The organism is Cnuella takakiae, assembly GCF_001953305.1.
Taxonomy (GTDB): Bacteria; Bacteroidota; Bacteroidia; order Chitinophagales; family Chitinophagaceae; genus Flavisolibacter; species Flavisolibacter takakiae.
Map to the genome: position 1 here is coordinate 1816317 of NZ_MTFE01000010.1, position 17642 is coordinate 1833958.

Consider the following 17642-nt stretch of genomic DNA (forward strand, 5'->3'; position numbering starts at 1 on the left):
CGCAATATTGACCTGGTGAAGCTGTTGTGCAAGCTGATGGATGAAAAGTTGGGTCGCACAACAGGAGAAAGCGAACAGCTGATTACTTATGTGAAGGACCGTCCAGGTCATGATCGTCGCTATGCCATCGATGCCAGCAAGATCAATAAAGAACTGGGCTGGAAACCTTCGGTAACATTTGAAGAAGGTTTGTCGCAAACCATCGATTGGTACCTGGAAAACACCGAGTGGCTGGAACATGTAACCTCCGGTGCCTACCAGCAATACTATGAGCAGCAATATCATTATGCTAGGTTAATGCCTTCATGATGAAGTTGTCAAGATTCAACTTGCAATTATATCTTATTACTACCAAGTTGGAGCTTAAGAGTTTCGTCTACTAGCCTTTAGGTGAAATGATAATCAAGAGGAATAAAAGCAGTTCTGGATGCATATCATTCAGATTGCTTTATTTATATAGCTAAAAGAGAAGTAACATGCCTGTGCGCATTGCTCACCTTATTACCACTTATAAATGCCCTGTTCAATTAGAGCGGTTGGTTGATGCATTGGCACATAAGGATGCTGCCTGTTTTATACATGTAGATGGAAATGTGTCATTGTCAGAATACCTGTTCTTAGAAAAGAAAGATGGTGTGCGTCTGATTAAAAACAGGAAACGGGTAGTTTGGGGTGGTTATAGTTTTACAGAAGCTATTCTCAACTCTATAGAAGAAATAGCAAATTCGGAAAGTAAGTTTGATTATATCAATTTACTCAGTTCGCAGGATTACCCAATAAAGCCAATAGAAGAATTTGTCCAGTTTTTAACTGTCCATAAAGGTTATTCTTTTATAGCTTACGAAGGCGAAGATTCAAGCAAGTGGTGGAAAGAATCTACTTCAAGAATTTATGCTTATAATTTGAATGATTTTAAATTTAGGGGCAAATATTTTATTCAACAGGTACTCAATACCTTTTTACCCTTAAGGAAGTTTCCGATGTTAGGAAAATTGTATGGAAGTAGTTGTGCCACATGGTGGACAATGGACATGGCTTGTGCTTCATACGTTCTTTCATTTATCAATAGTAATAAGAAGCTTACGCGCTATATGAAATTTACTTGGGGTGCGGACGAGTTTTTATTACCTTCTATTGTTATGAATTCACCCTTTGCAAAATTGACTTTAAACAACAATTTGCGTTATATAGATTGGTCTGAAGGCGGATCTAATCCAAAGATATTAGGGATGAAAGATTTGCCTTCCATTAAAAGATCGGATAATTTTTTCGCAAGAAAATTTGACATCTTAATCGATGAAAAGGTGTTAACAGCTATTGATACCGAAATGTTGAATTATGTGTAACTAAAAGTGTCAATAGTTTACTTGACCCATTCAAACTGACTCAGATAGATATTACAGTGATTGAGTTAGATGTTTTTTTACAACTATGGTAAATGAGGGAGATGTTCAAAGTAAAGTCATTGATTGCAAAGTTGAAAGATAAGCACTTCTTGTCTTTATGTGGAAATGGGATTATGGCAATAGCTAACATGATAACCTTGGCCTTACTTTACCGTGGTCTAGCATTGCCAGAAAATGGAACATGGATCTTTTATCAAACAGCGGTTTTATTCGTTGACACTTTTAGAACCGGTTTACTAACAACAGCGGTTGTTAAATTCTATTCAGGAACAACTAAAGAGAGAGGGGAAGAGGTGTTAGGGTCAACATGGATCCTAATATTATTGATTTCAGCAGCTTTCATTCTTTTGGATTTACCGTTTATCTTATTAGCAGGCAACCTAAAGGATGAAGGGATCCGTATTTTTATCAAGTTTCTGCCAGCAAACTTACTCTTTTCAATTCCAACAGTGATTGCTCTTTGTAAAGCTCAAGGCGAAGATAGATTTGATAAAATACTTTATGTACGAGCTATCAATAATGGACTCTTTCTTTTAGCAATTCTTTTTCTTTGGGCTAATAACCAGCTTAATCTCAATTCAATAATCTTAATCAATCTTTTAACAATACTTTTAACTGGGTGTTTTGTCTTATTAAGTGGATGGTCTGGAGTAAAAAGTATAAGCAAATGGACTGCTTCTTGTGTGAAAAGTATTTTTCATTATGGAAAGTTTACTGTTGCGACCTCAATTAGTGCAAGCCTTTTTAAAGTAACAGATAGCTTTATCATCAATTTTATGTTGGGGCCTGCAGCATTAGCAGTTTATAATGCGGGACAAAGATTGATGGAAATTGTTGAAATTCCACTTAGGAGCTTTACAGCAACTGCAATGCCTGTACTATCGGCTTCTTATAACCAAAATAACAAAGACCTATTTTTATCTACGCTACAGAAATACGTAGGAGTAGTTACAGTTGCGTTGATCCCTTTATTGCTAATTAGCTTTGTGTTTGCCGACGACGCCATAGGACTGATCGCAGGTGGAAAGTACCAAAATACAGAAGCAGGAAATGTGTTCCGCTTGTTTGTAACATTTGCTTTATTATACCCGGCAGACAGGTTCTTGGCAACTGCATTGGATGCAATTCACAAACCTAATATTAATTTTTACAAGGTATTAGGTATGCTGGCGATTAACCTTATAGCCGATTTACTAGGTGTTCATCTCATAGGTAATATTTACGGGATTGTAATGGCAACATTGTTTACAACATTGTTTGCAGTTGCTATATCAAATCATTACATTAAAAAAAATTTTAATGAATATAGATTTTGGCGTTCCTATAGTTGGGGATTGAAGGCCGTAATAATAAAAATAATCAACATTATAAGAGGATCCGGCCTTAAAAGTGCAAGTTAATATGAACAAGCTTAGAGATAAACTGAATGGTAAAAATATTCTCTACATTGGAGTGGAGTTCTATCATTATTCAAGTGAGATAAAAAATAAAATGGAAGAGTATGGTGGTACTGTTACTTTCTATCCAGAACGCGATACTTCAATAATATATGGATTAGTCAATCGCCTATTTCCCAATCAAATTGATCAATATCAAAACTTTTATTACTCCAAACTAATAAAGAGAATCTCTGGAGATCGTTTTGATTATTTTTTGGTAATTAGGGGATTTAAAATGCCTGTTTGGTTTATAGAAAAAGTTAAGCAAATAAATCCAGGGATTGTTTGTATCATGTATCAATGGGATGCAAATATCAACAGTCCCTTTCTTAATCTGGAACCACAGTATAACATAATTCCGCAGTTTGATAAGGTGCTTTCTTTTGATCTAAAAGACGTTGAGGAGAACCCTGAACTTTTACAATATTGCCCTACCTTTTATACTGATGAAATTTTGGCTTTAAAAGATCATGATTTGTCACCTACAAAATATGATTTTTTCTTTTTTGGATCTTACCTGCCAGAACGGTACAAAGGCTTGATGAAGATGAAAAGTTTTACAAAACAGAATGGTTATAGCTTACAAGCTCATTTTTATATGCCGTTCCGATATTATCTAATTGAGCGATTGAAAGGGGTAAATCTTGATAGAAAGCTATTGAAACACCGTAAAATGAATCGTTCGGAATACCTTGAACAATTCAAACAATCAAAAGTAATTGTTGATGTTAGCAATGCAAAACAAACCGGATTGGCGATGCGAGTGCTGGATGCATTTGGAGCTGGAAAGAAGGTTATTACAACAAACTCCTGGATCACAAGAGAAGTTGGAGCTAATAATCAGCAAGTTCATGTAATTGACTTAGACAATTTGTCGGTTCCTAAAGATTTCATGGAGGAACAAACAAAATTCAGTCCTAATATTAATTACACTATGGATAAATGGCTTATGAATATTTTCTCATGAGCGATATTTATTAAGGTTGCTATTTACCAATTTCATTTAAAAAATAAGATTGTGCAATTTTTCAAAAACCCTACTTGGATTGATGATTTTAATTTCAGGTTTGGTACTCTGAATGACGTTCCACCAAGTGTATTTGACTCAATCAATGCTAAACTGGATAACGTGCAAAGTGCATCACCCCTTGTAAGTGTTATTATATCAGCATGGAATGAAGAAACAAATATTATTAAATGTCTGGCAAGTATGGCCAGCCAGGTAAGCGAATTTCCATTTGAAATTATCGTTGTAAATAACAATTCCACCGATGCTACGGAAGAAACCTTGAAACTACTGCATGTTAAAAGACTTTTTCAACCCATACAAGGCTGTGGTCCTGCTAGGCAGTTAGGTCAGGAAAATGCAGCAGGTAAATATATATTGTTAGCAGACGCTGATTGTATTTATCCAAAAGTATGGGTAAATGAAATGACAAAACAATTGATGCAGGATGGCGTTGTCTGTATTTACGGGAGGTATTCTTTTATTGCGGAATCTGGAATCCCAAGGTGGAAACTGTTCTTACACGAGCGACTGAAAGATGTCATAGCAGAGTTCCGGCATTTCAAGAGGCCATATTTAAATGCTTACGGAATAAGTATGGGCTATGTTAGGGAGTATGGTTTACAAGTTGGGTATGTAATGCACAAGATTTGGGGAGATGACGGCCGATTGTGTTTTGACTTAATGCAATTTGGAAAAGTTAAACAAGTAAAACTCGATTCTGCGCGAGCATGGACGGGACCACGTACTCTTTTGAGAGATGGGAGCTTCAATAAAGCAATTATGGTAAGAATAAAAAAGGAGGTTAGTCGTGCTTTTTCAATGTTTAAACCACATCCTCACCATGATACAAAAAGCTCTTTAAATGATTAACAATGATAGAGATGATATCAAAATTTCCGGATATAACCTTATTGATTACCCACTATAACAGAAGTAATTCGTTAGCCAATCTTTTAAAAAGCTTTAAGTTGTTAGGTATTTCTTTTGGTGATGTTGTTGTTTCAGACGACGGCAGCGAAGATGAGCATCTAATTGTAGTTCATAAACTTAAAAGTGAATTCGGCTTTAAACTCGTTGCTGCACCTGCGAATGCCGGATTGGGAAACAATATCAATAAAGGACAAAACTCAATAAGTACTCCCTATACATTATATATTCAAGAAGACTTTGAGCCTACGGCCAAATTTCAATCTGCTTTGAACAATGCCATCGAGATAATGAATGAACGGATGGATATCGATATAACACGTTTCTATGCTTATTTAAAATATCCTTATTTGAAAAATTTGAAAAATGGTTTTTCTGAGATGTATATTCCTTCGTTTGCACTTAACTATAAAAAAATTTATTTCTATAGTGATCATCCTCACTTAAGGAGGAGTAATTTTTTTAGCAAATTCGGTAAGTATTCTGAAGGTATAAAGGGGGATAAAACAGAATACAATATGTGTCTTTCCTTCATAAGGAATAATGGAAAGGGATTGTTTTACAACGATTTTCAAAGCTTATTTATTCAACGCAATAGTGAAGCGGAACCAAGTACGATGGTCAGAAGCAAAATTTCAAATAGCAATTTTTTTATAATAAAGATCGTGAGAGACTTGTATCGTCAGATCAAATACAATTATGACTTATTCAAAAAGTAATTGCACTAAGATTGTCGAAGTGAACTTCCATTGATAATACGATAAATCTTTGGACTCCATTTTTCAATACAAATTGCCGCCATTATTGTGATAACAAGGGTTATAAAAGGAAAAAGTAACAGGATTATTGTTGGTGAATTGGGATAAAATTTTAATAATACATAATTCTGAAACATAATTGTAATTGGATGATATAAATAAATGAACAATGAGTACTTCTCTCCGTAGTTTGAAAGCATATTTGATTTAAGGTCAATATTCAATGCCAATAAGAAAACGCCAAATGCTGATAAAATGGTCCCAAATAAAAATTGCTGATTGAGTATTGAATACCCATATTCATTTTGAAAGAATATGCTTTCTAATATTTGAAGGCATAGGCCAAAGATTGTCATTACAATGCCGACCTTCATATTTCTAGCGCTTTTCAAATTTTGATTTGATAAATTAAATCCAGCAAATAGAAATGGGATTGACAGCAAAAATCTCGGGAATTCAAAAGAGGAGTTTCCCTTTACTAGGTTGAAATATGAATTTGAATAGAGTGCATATAGAAGAATTAGGACCGATATCAAATAAAGCTTTTTCAAATGCCCCGCAGAAATGAAATACCATAATGTCAGTATTCCAAGAATTAAAGATCCGAGGAACCAAAGGTGCCAATAAGACCCATATAAAAACATTTCAACATTACTAGTAAAATGTCCAATTCCAAAATGAATGTTTTTAATGTATGCAATTGGTAAGAATACTAAACTAGCAATTAAATACAGACTTATTGTTTTATGCAACGAAGAGAGTTGCATTTCTTGTTTTTGCCAATATTTCTTCCCAATATAGAAACCAGATACTAAAAAATAGAATGGTACTGCCCATCTTGACGCTAGTTTAAGATGACCTGAAACTCCTAACGAAAGCGTATCATAATCTGTGTGTATAGTTATAATACATAAGGCTCCTATAAGCCTCATTAAATCAACTCCTGAATTCCGATTCATCCGTTTTGATGTGTTGTATTATTTTTCTCCAAATGAGAGTATATAGCCTTGTAAATTTGATTTACACTAGTTTCCCATGTGTGTTCAGAAGCAAAAGCCACTCGTTGTTTGCTAAGTTGATTGTTATCATCCACTAATGCTTGTTGAATCAATGTAGAAAAGCTGAATTTTGAGTTCGCCAGATAAACAACTGAATTAAACAATTCCATTGTTTTTGTTGCTGTGGCAACAACTGGTTTTCCCATTAGTAGGTATTCATCAACTTTCCTAGGGTAATTTCCAATTGTTAGTTGATTTATAACTTGTGGGTTGATACAGACGTCAAATGAATCAATAATCGAAGGAAGCTCTTTTAATGATTTTGCGCCTAAAAAAAATACGTTTTTATATTCATGTAAAAGTGAGGTCTTGAAGTCATCATCTTCTGGTCCTACAAAAACAAAGCTGTAATTAGGGTTATCTTTTACAATGTACTCTATTAGGGAAAGGTCAAGGCGGCTTGAAAGTAACGATCCTACATACCCAACTATTGGTCTTTTTATTTCTTTGATATTATCTAAAAATTTAAATGAGCTTACAGTGTTAACTTGAAATATTGAAAAATCGCACCCTTGCCCAACATAAAAGCTATTGGGATTATATCGTGAGCAATACTCTTGTAAGAAGATGGAGTTTGTTACACAAATGTCTGATTTGGAAATTAGTAACGGTTCTAATCTGGTACCATGCTTTTTCCAGTAATCTGTGGCTAGGATATAATCTCTAGAGTAATAAATTGAAATTGATGGGCCTAATAAATCCTTTAGATAAAAACATTTTATTAGTTCATTATCATTGAATAAAATGTAATCTTTAAAGTTTAACTCTTGTAATGCATTGATGATTGATTTTGAAAAAATTTTATTATTCCTTTTATTGATGAAGTCGAATATAAAGGTTGAGTTCAACCAATTGATAGATTCAACTAAACAATCAGGATACAAATTCCAAAGGTTGTTATTTATTTGATACAGCCCTCTTTCGGACTTGTTGATAATGTTTATCCTTTTTTGTATTTCCTGTTGCTTCTTGTGCTTTATACTTGTTATCCTATCCAGGGGTGAATTGACGTATAAAACTCTGTTGTGTTTACTAAGCTCAATCGCAATATCCTTGCAATTACTTCCAATAGAAGTATCCCAAGGTTGCTGCCCAACTATGATAATATCCCTTCCTAATATTTTAGCCTGGTTCATTAACTCAGTTAATTTTTGTTTTTTTATCTAATAAAAAGCATACGTTAATCAACGAGATTGCCAAGTAGAAGTATATGTTTGTTGGATATTGAACTAAAGCTTCTTGTGGATAGTTTCCGATGTTCAATGCAAAGATGATCAATGTCATAGCCAAGCAATAATTTTTAAGTTCCGGGTTAGAAATTCTAAAAAAGTTTTTAATCCCTGTTGCTAGTGTTGTAAATATCAATGAGCAGAATAGAAGTAAACCTACCCAGCCTTGTTCAACAGCAACTCGGACGTAGCCACTGTCTGGTGGAAAGTTCGCTAAGTAAGAATTAGGAGAAAAACGTTGTCCCCAAGTACCTGTCGCACCCAATCCTCCACCAAAGGGATGTGATTGAATAAATGGCTGAATCTTTTTCTGATTTATTTTTCGCACCATAAATGATGCATCTGTTGAAGGTTTGAAAGCTGACTGAAAACGTCCAAGCATGGGGTTTGATGTAGGAATGATTATTAAGCAAATCATACATGTGCCAGCAATTACCGCTACTATAACTGTCTTCCTATTAAAATTGAGAGTGATGTACAATAGGTAAGCTGCTGGAATTAGAATATAAGCACCTCTTGTACCTGAGAATAGCATCGCAAAACAAAAAAAGATGCACAATGCCCAGAGAATTAATTTGATTTTGATAGATTGAATGATTGTAGAAAGAGTAAAACTCAATATGGTACTAATTGCCATATTGTATGCAAATGTTACTGGGTCAGTGAAGAAGGAAAATTTTCGCCAATGTCCATTTATAAAGTATAATTCCGAATAACGCGGATCAGAATTTAGCCATGTTTGCTCTGAATCTGAAAATCCGAAAAATTCTTGCTTAAATCCATATAGAGCACCTAGAAAACTGAGTAACAGCCATAATATTATAATTAAGCGAATAAATTCAATTTTATTTATGAACCTAGTAAAAACAAAATATGTTAGGGTAATTATTGCAATAGATCTTATAGTGTAGAGCCAAGCTAATTTTGACAAAGCTTCAGGATTCAATACTTCTAGAAAATTGTATGCAACCCAGATCAAGATTAAATAAGTTATTTTGGTATCAAAAATTCTCCAGTTAGGATTAAATCTTTGTTTTAATAGCAATGAGAATAGTAATAAGACTTGGAGTGCGTCCAAGATAGTTCCCAAAGGAAAGTTTACACCGGTTCTTGCAACTAAAACCATTAAGTTAGAAGCTAACAGCAGTACACCTATTCCAAAAATTGGGTATACCAAAATAGCATAAACTATTGGCAATGCAACAACTGATATAATCGTGATTATGCCGCTGGTTAATCCATTGATTGTAGCCAGCAGCCCTACCGTTATTGAAACAACTATTAATATTGGTAGTAAAACTTTTATATCGGTTGTAAAAGGTTTATTCATGTTTTTTTACCATGATTCTTCCACTGAATAGAACATTTGCTAATTTGTAACTAAACAAGTTTATCAGAAGAACAATATTTTAATAAAGAAAAAAAATACTCCAATGAAGGCCATACCTATTGCAACCAATTCAGGAATCATTTTTTCTTTAACTTGAATGTTTGCAGTTAAACTCTTGTGTGGGGTAATTTTCATTTCCCAATTTTATTTGTTGTTCTCTTCTATAATGTGTGTTGTAGCTACTGATAATTTGTTTGCGCTAAACACCTTGGTCAGAGACTTTATCTGGTAGAAAACAAATAGTGGGATACTGCTCAAAGCTTTGTAGATGCGTCTGTCTGTGTTTGAACTTGATAAAGACAGGTAAAAGCCTGCAGCAAAAATCATCATTCCCAGGAACCAAGGCAAAATGGAATAGCCTATGAGCCAATTGATTAATATACAACCTAAGGAAAGTAACAGGAATATAAATAGTGGCGGCCTCAATAAAATCAGTCCGAATAGCAATTGGTTCCAGGAGCGATGACTGATACCCTTGGTGATTAGGCTAAATCCCAATACAAAGTACTTGAACCAGGTATTGATCCACCGGGCTCTTTGTTTTACCAACTGATCCGATTTAGAAGTTTTTTCGTCATAAACAATGGCGCCTGCAGCATATCCAATCCTGTATCCCCGCTTTACAATTTCATACTGCAACACCTTATCAAACCCAGCTCCAACAATATCCATTTGGCCCAGGCATTCCTGATATAATGCCACATCAAAAGCCATCCCTGAACCGGCTAGTGTAGCTGAAGAGCCTAGTTGATACAACAGCTTGCCATCATAATAATGGTAAAAGATATCCCGGGCTGCATCCAGGCAGGCAAAAGTGGTATTTAGGTTTTTGGCTTTTCTAATGCCTTGTACTGCCCTAAGACCTTGGTCAAACAACAAATTAAGCTGGTTGATAAATTCAGGGTCAACCAGATTGTCACTGTCAATAATTGTAAGCCGTTGGTGTGGGCGTACAAACCGGTTGATTGCGTAAAAGTGCGATCGGGTATTGGATGCTAATACCCAGTCGGGTTTAAGCAAAATGATTTTTTCGTTGTCAAAGTGCAGGTCTGATATGTCGCAATTGTCCGCCACAATATAGACCAGGTAATTCGAGTAATTCAATTGCAGGATTGAATTCACTACTGTATGTAAAAGTTCTGTTTGCTGGTAGGCTGTTACTATAATAGCATAATCAGCTTCTTCGGTTGATTGAACCTGATTATGCTTTTTATTTGTTTTCACCTTTGCCAGTATGTACAGTAACAGGGGCAAAACAAGATTATACCCAATGGTAACCTGAACTACTGCCCAAAAACCTTCTAATAAGTTCATAAGCGGATGTTTTTTGATCCCTGGATTTAATTTGAGTGCTTGCCGCTTTTATCCTTGTTGAGAATCCATCCAAGCAGGTTGCTGTTTTCCGATTTCAGGTTTTCCAGAACCTGCAATTTGTTTTGACTCAATTGCTCTCCTGATTGAAATACTATTACAGACTTGTCAGCCTGAACCATCCACTCCCTTGCCATGTTCAACGAGTCAAGAGATGGGGCATCAATGATGATGACATCATACAAATCTTTCAGCATTGCAATTTTTTGCCCAACTACATCACTATTAGCTAATTCTGCAAGTGATTTGTCCGAACCAAGATTCCCTATTACCGGGATTGCATCCGGCTGGTTTGAAATTATAATAGTCGAGGATGGATTGGAAATGAAGTCCTCAAAGTAAAAAGTAGTCCTAGTTAGCTTGCTCAACTCGGGTGTTTCAAAATTGCCATCAACGAGGAGCACGTTTTTGTTGGCAATTCTATAAGCCTGTGCAAGGTTGTATGCAATAAAAGATTTCCCTGCACCTGCCTGCAAACTGGTGATCGTCAAAACCTTTGGATTGTTACCTTCCTGGTCTATCTCGAACCTAATGTTGCGCAATTCTTTTTTGAGTTGTTTTTGCGTCTCGCTCTGAACGCCAGGCTGCTTTTCCCAAAGTTCAGTAAGATTGAAGCCTCTTTCATTCAGGTAAGGCAGGGTACCTAAAACCGTCATGCCGGATTTGTTGGCCAACATTGCGGCATCGTTAACGGCATTATCGAAGAAAAACAGGATAAATAAGACAACAATGCAGAATCCCAAACTTATTGCACCCGCAAGTATTACCAATAATAACTTCTTGGAAGGTAATTTGGTACCTGGCATTGATTTTTCAACCTGAACCAGCCTTGTTGTAAAGTTGGCATCTAAAAGTGCTTGGTTGTACTTGTTGGTTAACGCGTCATAATCTTTCCGGTATATTTCTACTTCGTCTTGCAGGTTTTTTATAGCTGCTTGGTTGGGAACCAAAGCGTAGAGCTTGCCATTCAGCCGGGTCAATTCAGCGTCCAGAGATGATACGCTGTTTTTTGCCAATTCCAGCGACAATTCTAGATTGGTTTTTTCTTCTATTAAATTCTTTTTGCTTGCTAGTGGATCATAATTTTGGTTATCATTGATCTGGTTGATTTTGGCAGACAAAGCACTTTGAAGGGAATCCATTCTTGTTTTCAGCCTTGAATCAAAATTGCTTTTTATATAATCGTCGTTGGCAGCAGCAATCCTGCTCCTGGTTTGAACTATATCCTGATTCAGTTTTGCCTGAACGCTTTCAAAATACCTCCTGTCATTGGGGTTGAACCGGGCGTTTATGCTTTGAATCGCGCCCTGGTATGCATTTATATTTTTTCTTGCTTCCTGTCTTTTGGTTTCAAAGTCTGCAATTTGTGCGATCAAGGTACTTGCCTGATCATTTACGTCCAATACACCATTTCTAACTTTGTAAGCCTGCAAGGCTTGCATTTTCTTTTTTAAGGTGTCTTGCTTGCGGGTAATTACACTGTCCAGAAAAGCAATGGTTTTGTTCTTGTTCTGGTTCAAGGTACTGGTATGGTATGCAATAAATTCTTGGCATAATGTATTCAATGCGAACGCTGAAAGCATTGGATCCTCTGACTCAAATTGCAAGTCAATAAAGTCGCTGTTGTTAACCCTGTAAACTACAAGATTGTTCCGGATCGATTCATAGTCATACTCAAATGATTCCAACAACTCATTCAGTCGCAACTCTGAATTAACGGTAAGATCAAGGTCTTCACCTTTTTGGATCTTTTGTTGTAAGAGCGATAAGATTACTGGTATTTCTTTTTGGTTTATCTCCTGTAAAGTATTGCCTGGGATTCTGTACGGAGCGTTGTCTTTTAAATCATGTTGCAGGAGTTTGTAGGATACCTGCAATAAGTTCTTTTTTAAAACCATCATTTCAATGATGTTATTGAACTCCTGATTGATTTTAGACTCCGGTAAATTGTTATTGAGAATTGCGTCCTCCCTGTTCACTATACCCGTTGCGATACGGGCCCTCGACTGATAGTTGTTCTTTAATTTCTGGGTAAGAAAAAATGAAATGCAGGCTGTAATAAGCGGCACTATAAAGAGGATCCACTTATACTTGAGTAAGTACCTGAAAAAAGCAGCTAGTTCCATAAACGACAGCACTTTGCGTGTTGATATAAGATAAATATGTGCAATTATTGTTTTATGGAATCTGAAGTCCAATAATTCAGTTCTTCCAATTTCGTCCCAATAAGTGCTTCTAATTCTGCTTTCGCAATTAACAACTGCGCCTCCATGTCTATCCGGTTTTGGTTTGCACTATTAACCGCTGATAGCGCAGAATTGTAATTTTCAAAAGTTTCTTCTCCTTTCTCAAATTTTGAAGTAACCAGTTGCAGTAGGTTTTCTGCATCTTGGGCCGCTTTGATCCTTATTTTAAGATTTGTAAGACGTTGTGTATAAACAAAGTATTTTTCTTTTACTGTGTTTTCCAGAATCAGGTCATATTCTTTTTTTTCCAGGTGGGCAATATCTAAATGTTGCCTGGATGTTCTTACCTGATTGCCTTTCTGTAACAATCCACCCAAATTTAAATTCAGGCCGTATTGATAACCATTCAATAAATAAGCGTTTGTGTTGGTTGCGCTAAGGTTTTGATTGCGCATGTAGGCAAAATTGAGAACATCGAACCAGGCAACTTTGCTGTTCTTTAGTTGGGTTTCTGCTATTGCAATCTGTCGTTCGAAAGACTTTGCTTTTGGGTAGTTTTCCTTTGCCAGGTTGATCATTCTTTCCAGTAAAGGATAAGAAATTTCATTCATCATCGAAGACTGGGCACTAATAGCACTATTTAGAAAAGATAGTGTGACCACTAAACACAATTTTTTTACAAGCACCTCAGTCAATTTAGTAGTTTGGTATGAAGGTCAATAATGATTAAGCCTTAGCTGAAATATTTTGGAAAATTAAGAAAAACCGAATTAATTCTATTTATTAATTAAAAGCATATGCATTAACAGTATCTAATTGCATGAGTATAAAATGGTAATTGATTATATTTTAATGTAATGCTGAGTAATTTTTATAGTTAATTACAACTTCCCATTAGGTGAAAGCATGCAAATGTATTTTCCATTGTAGTAGCTGGTTTTTTTTTGGAAGTAATTGTCCAGGTACTCTGCAGGTAAATATGCTAAAGAGCAGGCGCATTATGAGAACCGATTTTATGCTATTGATTCGGTGCGAAGGCGTAATGGATGCACCTGAGATGCACTGCAACAGAGGAGGTGGGCGAACCTGATAAGAATAAAGGAAAATGGAAACCAGGACGCTATTCACCCACAATTGTGAAGCCCTTCCAGCAAAAGCAATGGCTTGCAGGCCATAATTGATTTTCCATAAGATTATTGGTACAAAGCAGGAATGCCCTGAAATTTGGAACACAGCATTTTTCCCAAAGCCGGCTGCTGCAAATCATCTTTTACTGAACGGCTATTTTCAATTCTTTTTGTGCTCAGGCAGAACAATTAAGCACTACTTACACAATTGCACAATGAACTATTGGTGGAAAGACTAGTGGAACTGGGCTAAGTAGGGACCATAAGCTCCGTATAATATTGTAGCAGCCTTTTTTTCAGAGGCCATACACGTTATTTTATTGGTTTGAATCTTCTTTATCCCAAGTCATCAAAAAGCTACCGGCAATCAAATGTTTGGCAACCTGAGAAAGAACCGGTGATCCAGGTTGTGTATGAATTGCTCCGGTAGTACAGTAATAGCACATTGTTGCTCTGCCAAAGACGCACGGCTTTCCTGTTTCATTAATTAATCCAGGGGTAACCTTCCATTAATGATCGGGTAACCTCGGCCTGCCACCTTCACCCATCATACATCCCAACAAAGAAAATTTCATGAGTCAATTGTACAATTGCTGGAAAAAGCAGTTACCATTCCTGCTGCTGCTTTGTTTCAATGCCTTCCATGCAACTGCCCAAAGGCAGGTTACCGGTACTGTACGTAGTGAGAACAATCCCGTGGCGGGCGCCACCATACAAGTAAAGCGCTCGGGGGCACAGGTTACCACTGATGCAAAGGGCAATTATCGTATTGCTGCAGAACCATTGGATTCGCTTTTGATCAGTAGTGTTGGTTTTGAAACAATAGTTGTTGCTGCTGAAGATGGACGCATTGTGCCTATGCGCAACAGCACAAAGGACATGAGCGAAGTGGTGGTTACGGCGCTCGGCATCAAACGCGAAGAAAAATCCCTTGGATACGCAGCACAGGTAATTAAAGAGTCTGCTGTTAAAGATGCCCGCTCCAATAACTGGGTGAACAGCCTTTCCGGCAAAGTTGCAGGGCTTAATATACAAGGTGCCGGTGCAGGTCCGATGGGTTCTTCCCGCATTACCTTACGGGGTGAAAACTCGTTGAATCTGGACAACAACCAGGCACTGATTGTTGTGGATGGCGTACCGGTTAGTAACCGGATTACCGGTACCGGCAACTCCTCGCACCTGTCTGCTGACAGCCCCGTTGATTTTGGTTCATCGGTTTCCGATATTAATCCCGACGACATCGAGAAAATTACGGTACTAAAGGGGCCGGGTGCAACGGCCCTTTATGGTAGCAGGGCCGCCGGCGGCGCTATTATCATCACCACCAAAACAGGTGTTCGCAAAGACCGTGGGCTAGGCGTTACCTACAATACAAGTTTCAGCCTGGACCAGGTTAACCGCTGGCCCGATTACCAGTTTGACTATGGTGAAGGGCGTACCAATGCTTATTTTTCCTACCTGGATGGACCAGATGGCCCCAATACGGCTACCAGTGTTTCTGCCGGTCGTGCATGGGGTCCTCGTTTTAATGGGCAGCTTTATTACCAGTACAACCCTGCGGCTCCCGATGGCAGGTCAACAGCTCCCACCCCCTGGGTAGCCAACGAAGACTATATCTCCGGATTTTTTCGCACGGGCAGGACTATTACCAACAGCCTTTCATTCGAAGGCGGTTCAGAAAAAGGCACGGCAAGGCTTTCCCTCACCCACCTGAAAAATGAATGGATACTGCCCAATACTGGTTTTGAAAGAATAAATGCAGCCTTGTCCCTTAACCACAAGTTGTCCGACAGGCTCACTATTGCCGGTAAGGTAAACTATACCAACAAGTGGAGTGATAACCTGCCAGCAGCCGGTTACAACAACCAAAGCCTTATGTACTTCCTGATATTGGGTACCACACCTAATATTAAGCCTGAGTGGTTCAAGCCTTACTGGGAGCCTGGGCTGGAAGGCGTGAAGCAAAGGAATCCCTTCAACCCCGGGCCGGATAATCCCTACCTTGATCTTTACGAGATGCTGAATAAGATGAACAAACACGGAGTGATCGGTTCGGTTTCTGCAACCTATGCCCTTACAGATCATCTTTCGCTCATGTTGCGCAGCGGCCTGGATATGAGTTATGAGGCCCAATCGCAGCAGCGGCCCTTCAGCATGACCAAGTTTCCGCGGGGCATGTACCGTGAGCAAACCGTATTTAATTATGAAATGAACAATGATCTGTTGCTTTCCTACAATAACAACTTAGGAAATGCTTTCCGGTATACCGTTTCAGGGGGCGCCAACGCCATGCGGCAGCAGTACGATTTCAATGGCATTTATGCCGATCAACTGGCACAACCCGGCATTTACCAGTTGTCCAACAGCCTTGATCCCGCGGTAGCAGATCCCCAAAAAAGTACCAAGGCCATTATTAGTGTATACGGTACGGGCCAGCTGGCTTACCGTGAAAAGATATTTCTGGATATTACTGGCCGCAACGACTGGTCGAGCTCGCTTCCTTACGGCAATAATTCTTTTTTTTACCCTTCCTTAAGCACTTCATTCCTGCTGAATGAACTGGTGCGGCTGCCGGAAGCTGTTTCGTTTGCCAAACTGCGTTTTTCATGGGCACAGGTAGGCAACGATACCCGTCCCTACCAAACTGCCAAGTACTACGACCGTATTTATGGCAACAATTTCACCAACCCCAATACGCTTTTTAATGCCGACCTGAAGCCCGAGATAACCTCCAGTTTCGAGGCGGGCATTGACCTGCGCCTGCTCCGCAACCGCCTGAATATCGACTTCTCTGTTTACGACAATTACAGCCGCAACCAAATCCTGGCCATTCCGCTGGATCTAACATCAGGTTATGCAAACGGGCTTGTTAATGCAGGCCTGATCAACAGCAAGGGTGTGGAACTGGCGCTTACCGGAAAGCCGGTGGCGGGTAAAAACTTTAATTGGTCCACTACACTCACCTGGAGCCGCAACCGCAGCTATGTAAAAGAACTGGCCGAGGGCATTACTACACAGGTTATTTATGCCCACAACAGCAATGTGAGCATTGAAGCAAGGGTAGGGGGGCGGATGGGAGATATGTACGGTAAGGGGTTTCAGCGCACTGCCGACGGGCAGATCATTTACGGCACCAATGGCTTGCCCGCACCACTTGATCCGGAACTGAAAAAGTGGGGCAATGCTTTTGCCGATTGGAAAGCAGGCATCATGAATGAGTTCGTTTACAAGAATGTGCGCTTCAGCTTCCTGTTTGATGGACAAATGGGCGGCAGCATGTATTCGCAAACCAACCACAAACTCAATACCCTTGGAAAGACGAAGGTAACCCTGCCGGGCCGCGACAATGGTATTGTTGGCGCAGGTGTGGTACTGGACCCTGCCATTGGCAAGTACGTTCCCAATACCACCAATGTTGCCGCATCTGCTTATTACGACAACGTATACCAGATTGGTAATGCGGAGATGAATATTTTTGACGCTTCTTTTTTAAAGCTCCGGGAAGCGCGCCTGGAGTTTAACCTCCCCCAGCCCTTGCTCCGAAAGGTTGGTGTGCGGCAAACCAGTATTGCCGTATATGGACGGGAGTTATTCAACATTACTAAGTTCCCGGGCTTTGATCCGGAAGGTGGTAACCTGAACAACGGAACACTAACGCCCGGCGTGGAACTAACACAATTTCCCTCTACCCGCAATATGGGCGTTAACCTCACTTTCAAATTTTAAGTAGTACCAAAGGAAA

The 17642-nt window shown here is 38.5% G+C and carries 13 protein-coding genes; 7 read left to right on the forward strand and 6 right to left on the reverse strand.

Annotated elements, in window-relative coordinates; all coding sequences use genetic code 11:
* The 6 genes from BUE76_RS25100 to BUE76_RS08055 all read left to right on the forward strand — a co-directional run.
* On the forward strand, positions 1-309 hold a 309-nt coding region (locus BUE76_RS25100; protein ID WP_254049524.1), incomplete at its 5' end, for a GDP-mannose 4,6-dehydratase.
* Between the two features lie 167 nt (positions 310-476).
* The gene (locus BUE76_RS08035) at positions 477-1346 is read left to right on the forward strand and encodes a beta-1,6-N-acetylglucosaminyltransferase (protein ID WP_073043834.1); all 870 of its coding nucleotides are present in this window, start codon (positions 477-479) and stop codon (positions 1344-1346) included.
* A gap of 92 nt (positions 1347-1438) precedes the next feature.
* The gene (locus BUE76_RS08040) at positions 1439-2806 is read left to right on the forward strand and encodes a lipopolysaccharide biosynthesis protein (RefSeq protein WP_073043836.1); all 1368 of its coding nucleotides are present in this window, start codon (positions 1439-1441) and stop codon (positions 2804-2806) included.
* A 1-nt stretch (position 2807) separates the two neighbouring features.
* Positions 2808-3812, forward strand: coding sequence for a CgeB family protein (locus BUE76_RS08045; protein WP_073043838.1), 1005 nt, complete (start codon positions 2808-2810; stop codon positions 3810-3812).
* Positions 3813-3863: 51 nt separating this feature from the next.
* Entirely contained in the window at positions 3864-4724 is an 861-nt protein-coding gene (locus BUE76_RS08050; protein WP_073043840.1) for a glycosyltransferase family 2 protein, read from the forward strand.
* Between the two features lie 2 nt (positions 4725-4726).
* Positions 4727-5500 carry a glycosyltransferase family 2 protein gene (locus BUE76_RS08055; RefSeq protein WP_173702660.1) on the forward strand — a complete coding sequence of 258 codons (774 nt, stop codon included), beginning with the start codon at positions 4727-4729 and terminating at the stop codon, positions 5498-5500.
* Between the two features lie 5 nt (positions 5501-5505).
* Here the strand turns inward: BUE76_RS08055 and BUE76_RS08060 are convergent, their stop codons facing one another.
* The 6 genes from BUE76_RS08060 to BUE76_RS08085 all read right to left on the reverse strand — a co-directional run bounded on the left by BUE76_RS08060 (position 5506) and on the right by BUE76_RS08085 (position 13459).
* Positions 5506-6498 carry an acyltransferase family protein gene (locus BUE76_RS08060; protein ID WP_073043842.1) on the reverse strand — a complete coding sequence of 331 codons (993 nt, stop codon included), beginning with the start codon at positions 6496-6498 and terminating at the stop codon, positions 5506-5508.
* Entirely contained in the window at positions 6495-7733 is a 1239-nt protein-coding gene (locus BUE76_RS08065) for a glycosyltransferase (protein WP_073043844.1), read from the reverse strand. The genes BUE76_RS08060 and BUE76_RS08065 overlap by 4 nt, the downstream gene beginning before the upstream one ends.
* Positions 7734-7737: 4 nt before the next feature.
* On the reverse strand, positions 7738-9156 hold the full coding sequence (locus BUE76_RS08070) for an O-antigen ligase family protein (protein ID WP_073043846.1): 1419 nt from the start codon (positions 9154-9156) through the stop codon (positions 7738-7740).
* A 204-nt stretch (positions 9157-9360) separates the two neighbouring features.
* Positions 9361-10530, reverse strand: a complete 1170-nt coding sequence (locus BUE76_RS08075; protein WP_073043847.1) for a glycosyltransferase — start codon at positions 10528-10530, stop codon at positions 9361-9363.
* 26 nt (positions 10531-10556) lie between these two features.
* A complete protein-coding gene (locus BUE76_RS08080; RefSeq protein ID WP_073043849.1) occupies positions 10557-12713 on the reverse strand; it encodes a GumC family protein in 2157 nt (718 codons plus the stop codon).
* A gap of 44 nt (positions 12714-12757) precedes the next feature.
* On the reverse strand, positions 12758-13459 hold the full coding sequence (locus tag BUE76_RS08085; RefSeq protein ID WP_245798369.1) for a TolC family protein: 702 nt from the start codon (positions 13457-13459) through the stop codon (positions 12758-12760).
* Between the two features lie 1014 nt (positions 13460-14473).
* Between BUE76_RS08085 and BUE76_RS08090 the strand changes: the two genes are divergently transcribed.
* Positions 14474-17626, forward strand: coding sequence for a SusC/RagA family TonB-linked outer membrane protein (locus BUE76_RS08090; protein ID WP_083596538.1), 3153 nt, complete (start codon positions 14474-14476; stop codon positions 17624-17626).
* Positions 17627-17642 lie beyond the last annotated feature (16 nt).

Coding starts and splice junctions, on each gene's coding strand:
- BUE76_RS08035 (WP_073043834.1), top strand. CDS start 477: ATGCCTGTGCGCATTGCTCACCTTATTACCACTTATAAATGCCCTGTT.
- BUE76_RS08040 (WP_073043836.1), top strand. CDS start 1,439: ATGAGGGAGATGTTCAAAGTAAAGTCATTGATTGCAAAGTTGAAAGAT.
- BUE76_RS08045 (WP_073043838.1), top strand. CDS start 2,808: ATGAACAAGCTTAGAGATAAACTGAATGGTAAAAATATTCTCTACATT.
- BUE76_RS08055 (WP_173702660.1), top strand. CDS start 4,727: ATGATAGAGATGATATCAAAATTTCCGGATATAACCTTATTGATTACC.
- BUE76_RS08060 (WP_073043842.1), bottom strand. CDS start 6,498: ATGAATCGGAATTCAGGAGTTGATTTAATGAGGCTTATAGGAGCCTTA.
- BUE76_RS08065 (WP_073043844.1), bottom strand. CDS start 7,733: ATGAACCAGGCTAAAATATTAGGAAGGGATATTATCATAGTTGGGCAG.
- BUE76_RS08070 (WP_073043846.1), bottom strand. CDS start 9,156: ATGAATAAACCTTTTACAACCGATATAAAAGTTTTACTACCAATATTA.
- BUE76_RS08075 (WP_073043847.1), bottom strand. CDS start 10,530: ATGAACTTATTAGAAGGTTTTTGGGCAGTAGTTCAGGTTACCATTGGG.
- BUE76_RS08080 (WP_073043849.1), bottom strand. CDS start 12,713: ATGGAACTAGCTGCTTTTTTCAGGTACTTACTCAAGTATAAGTGGATC.
- BUE76_RS08090 (WP_083596538.1), top strand. CDS start 14,474: ATGAGTCAATTGTACAATTGCTGGAAAAAGCAGTTACCATTCCTGCTG.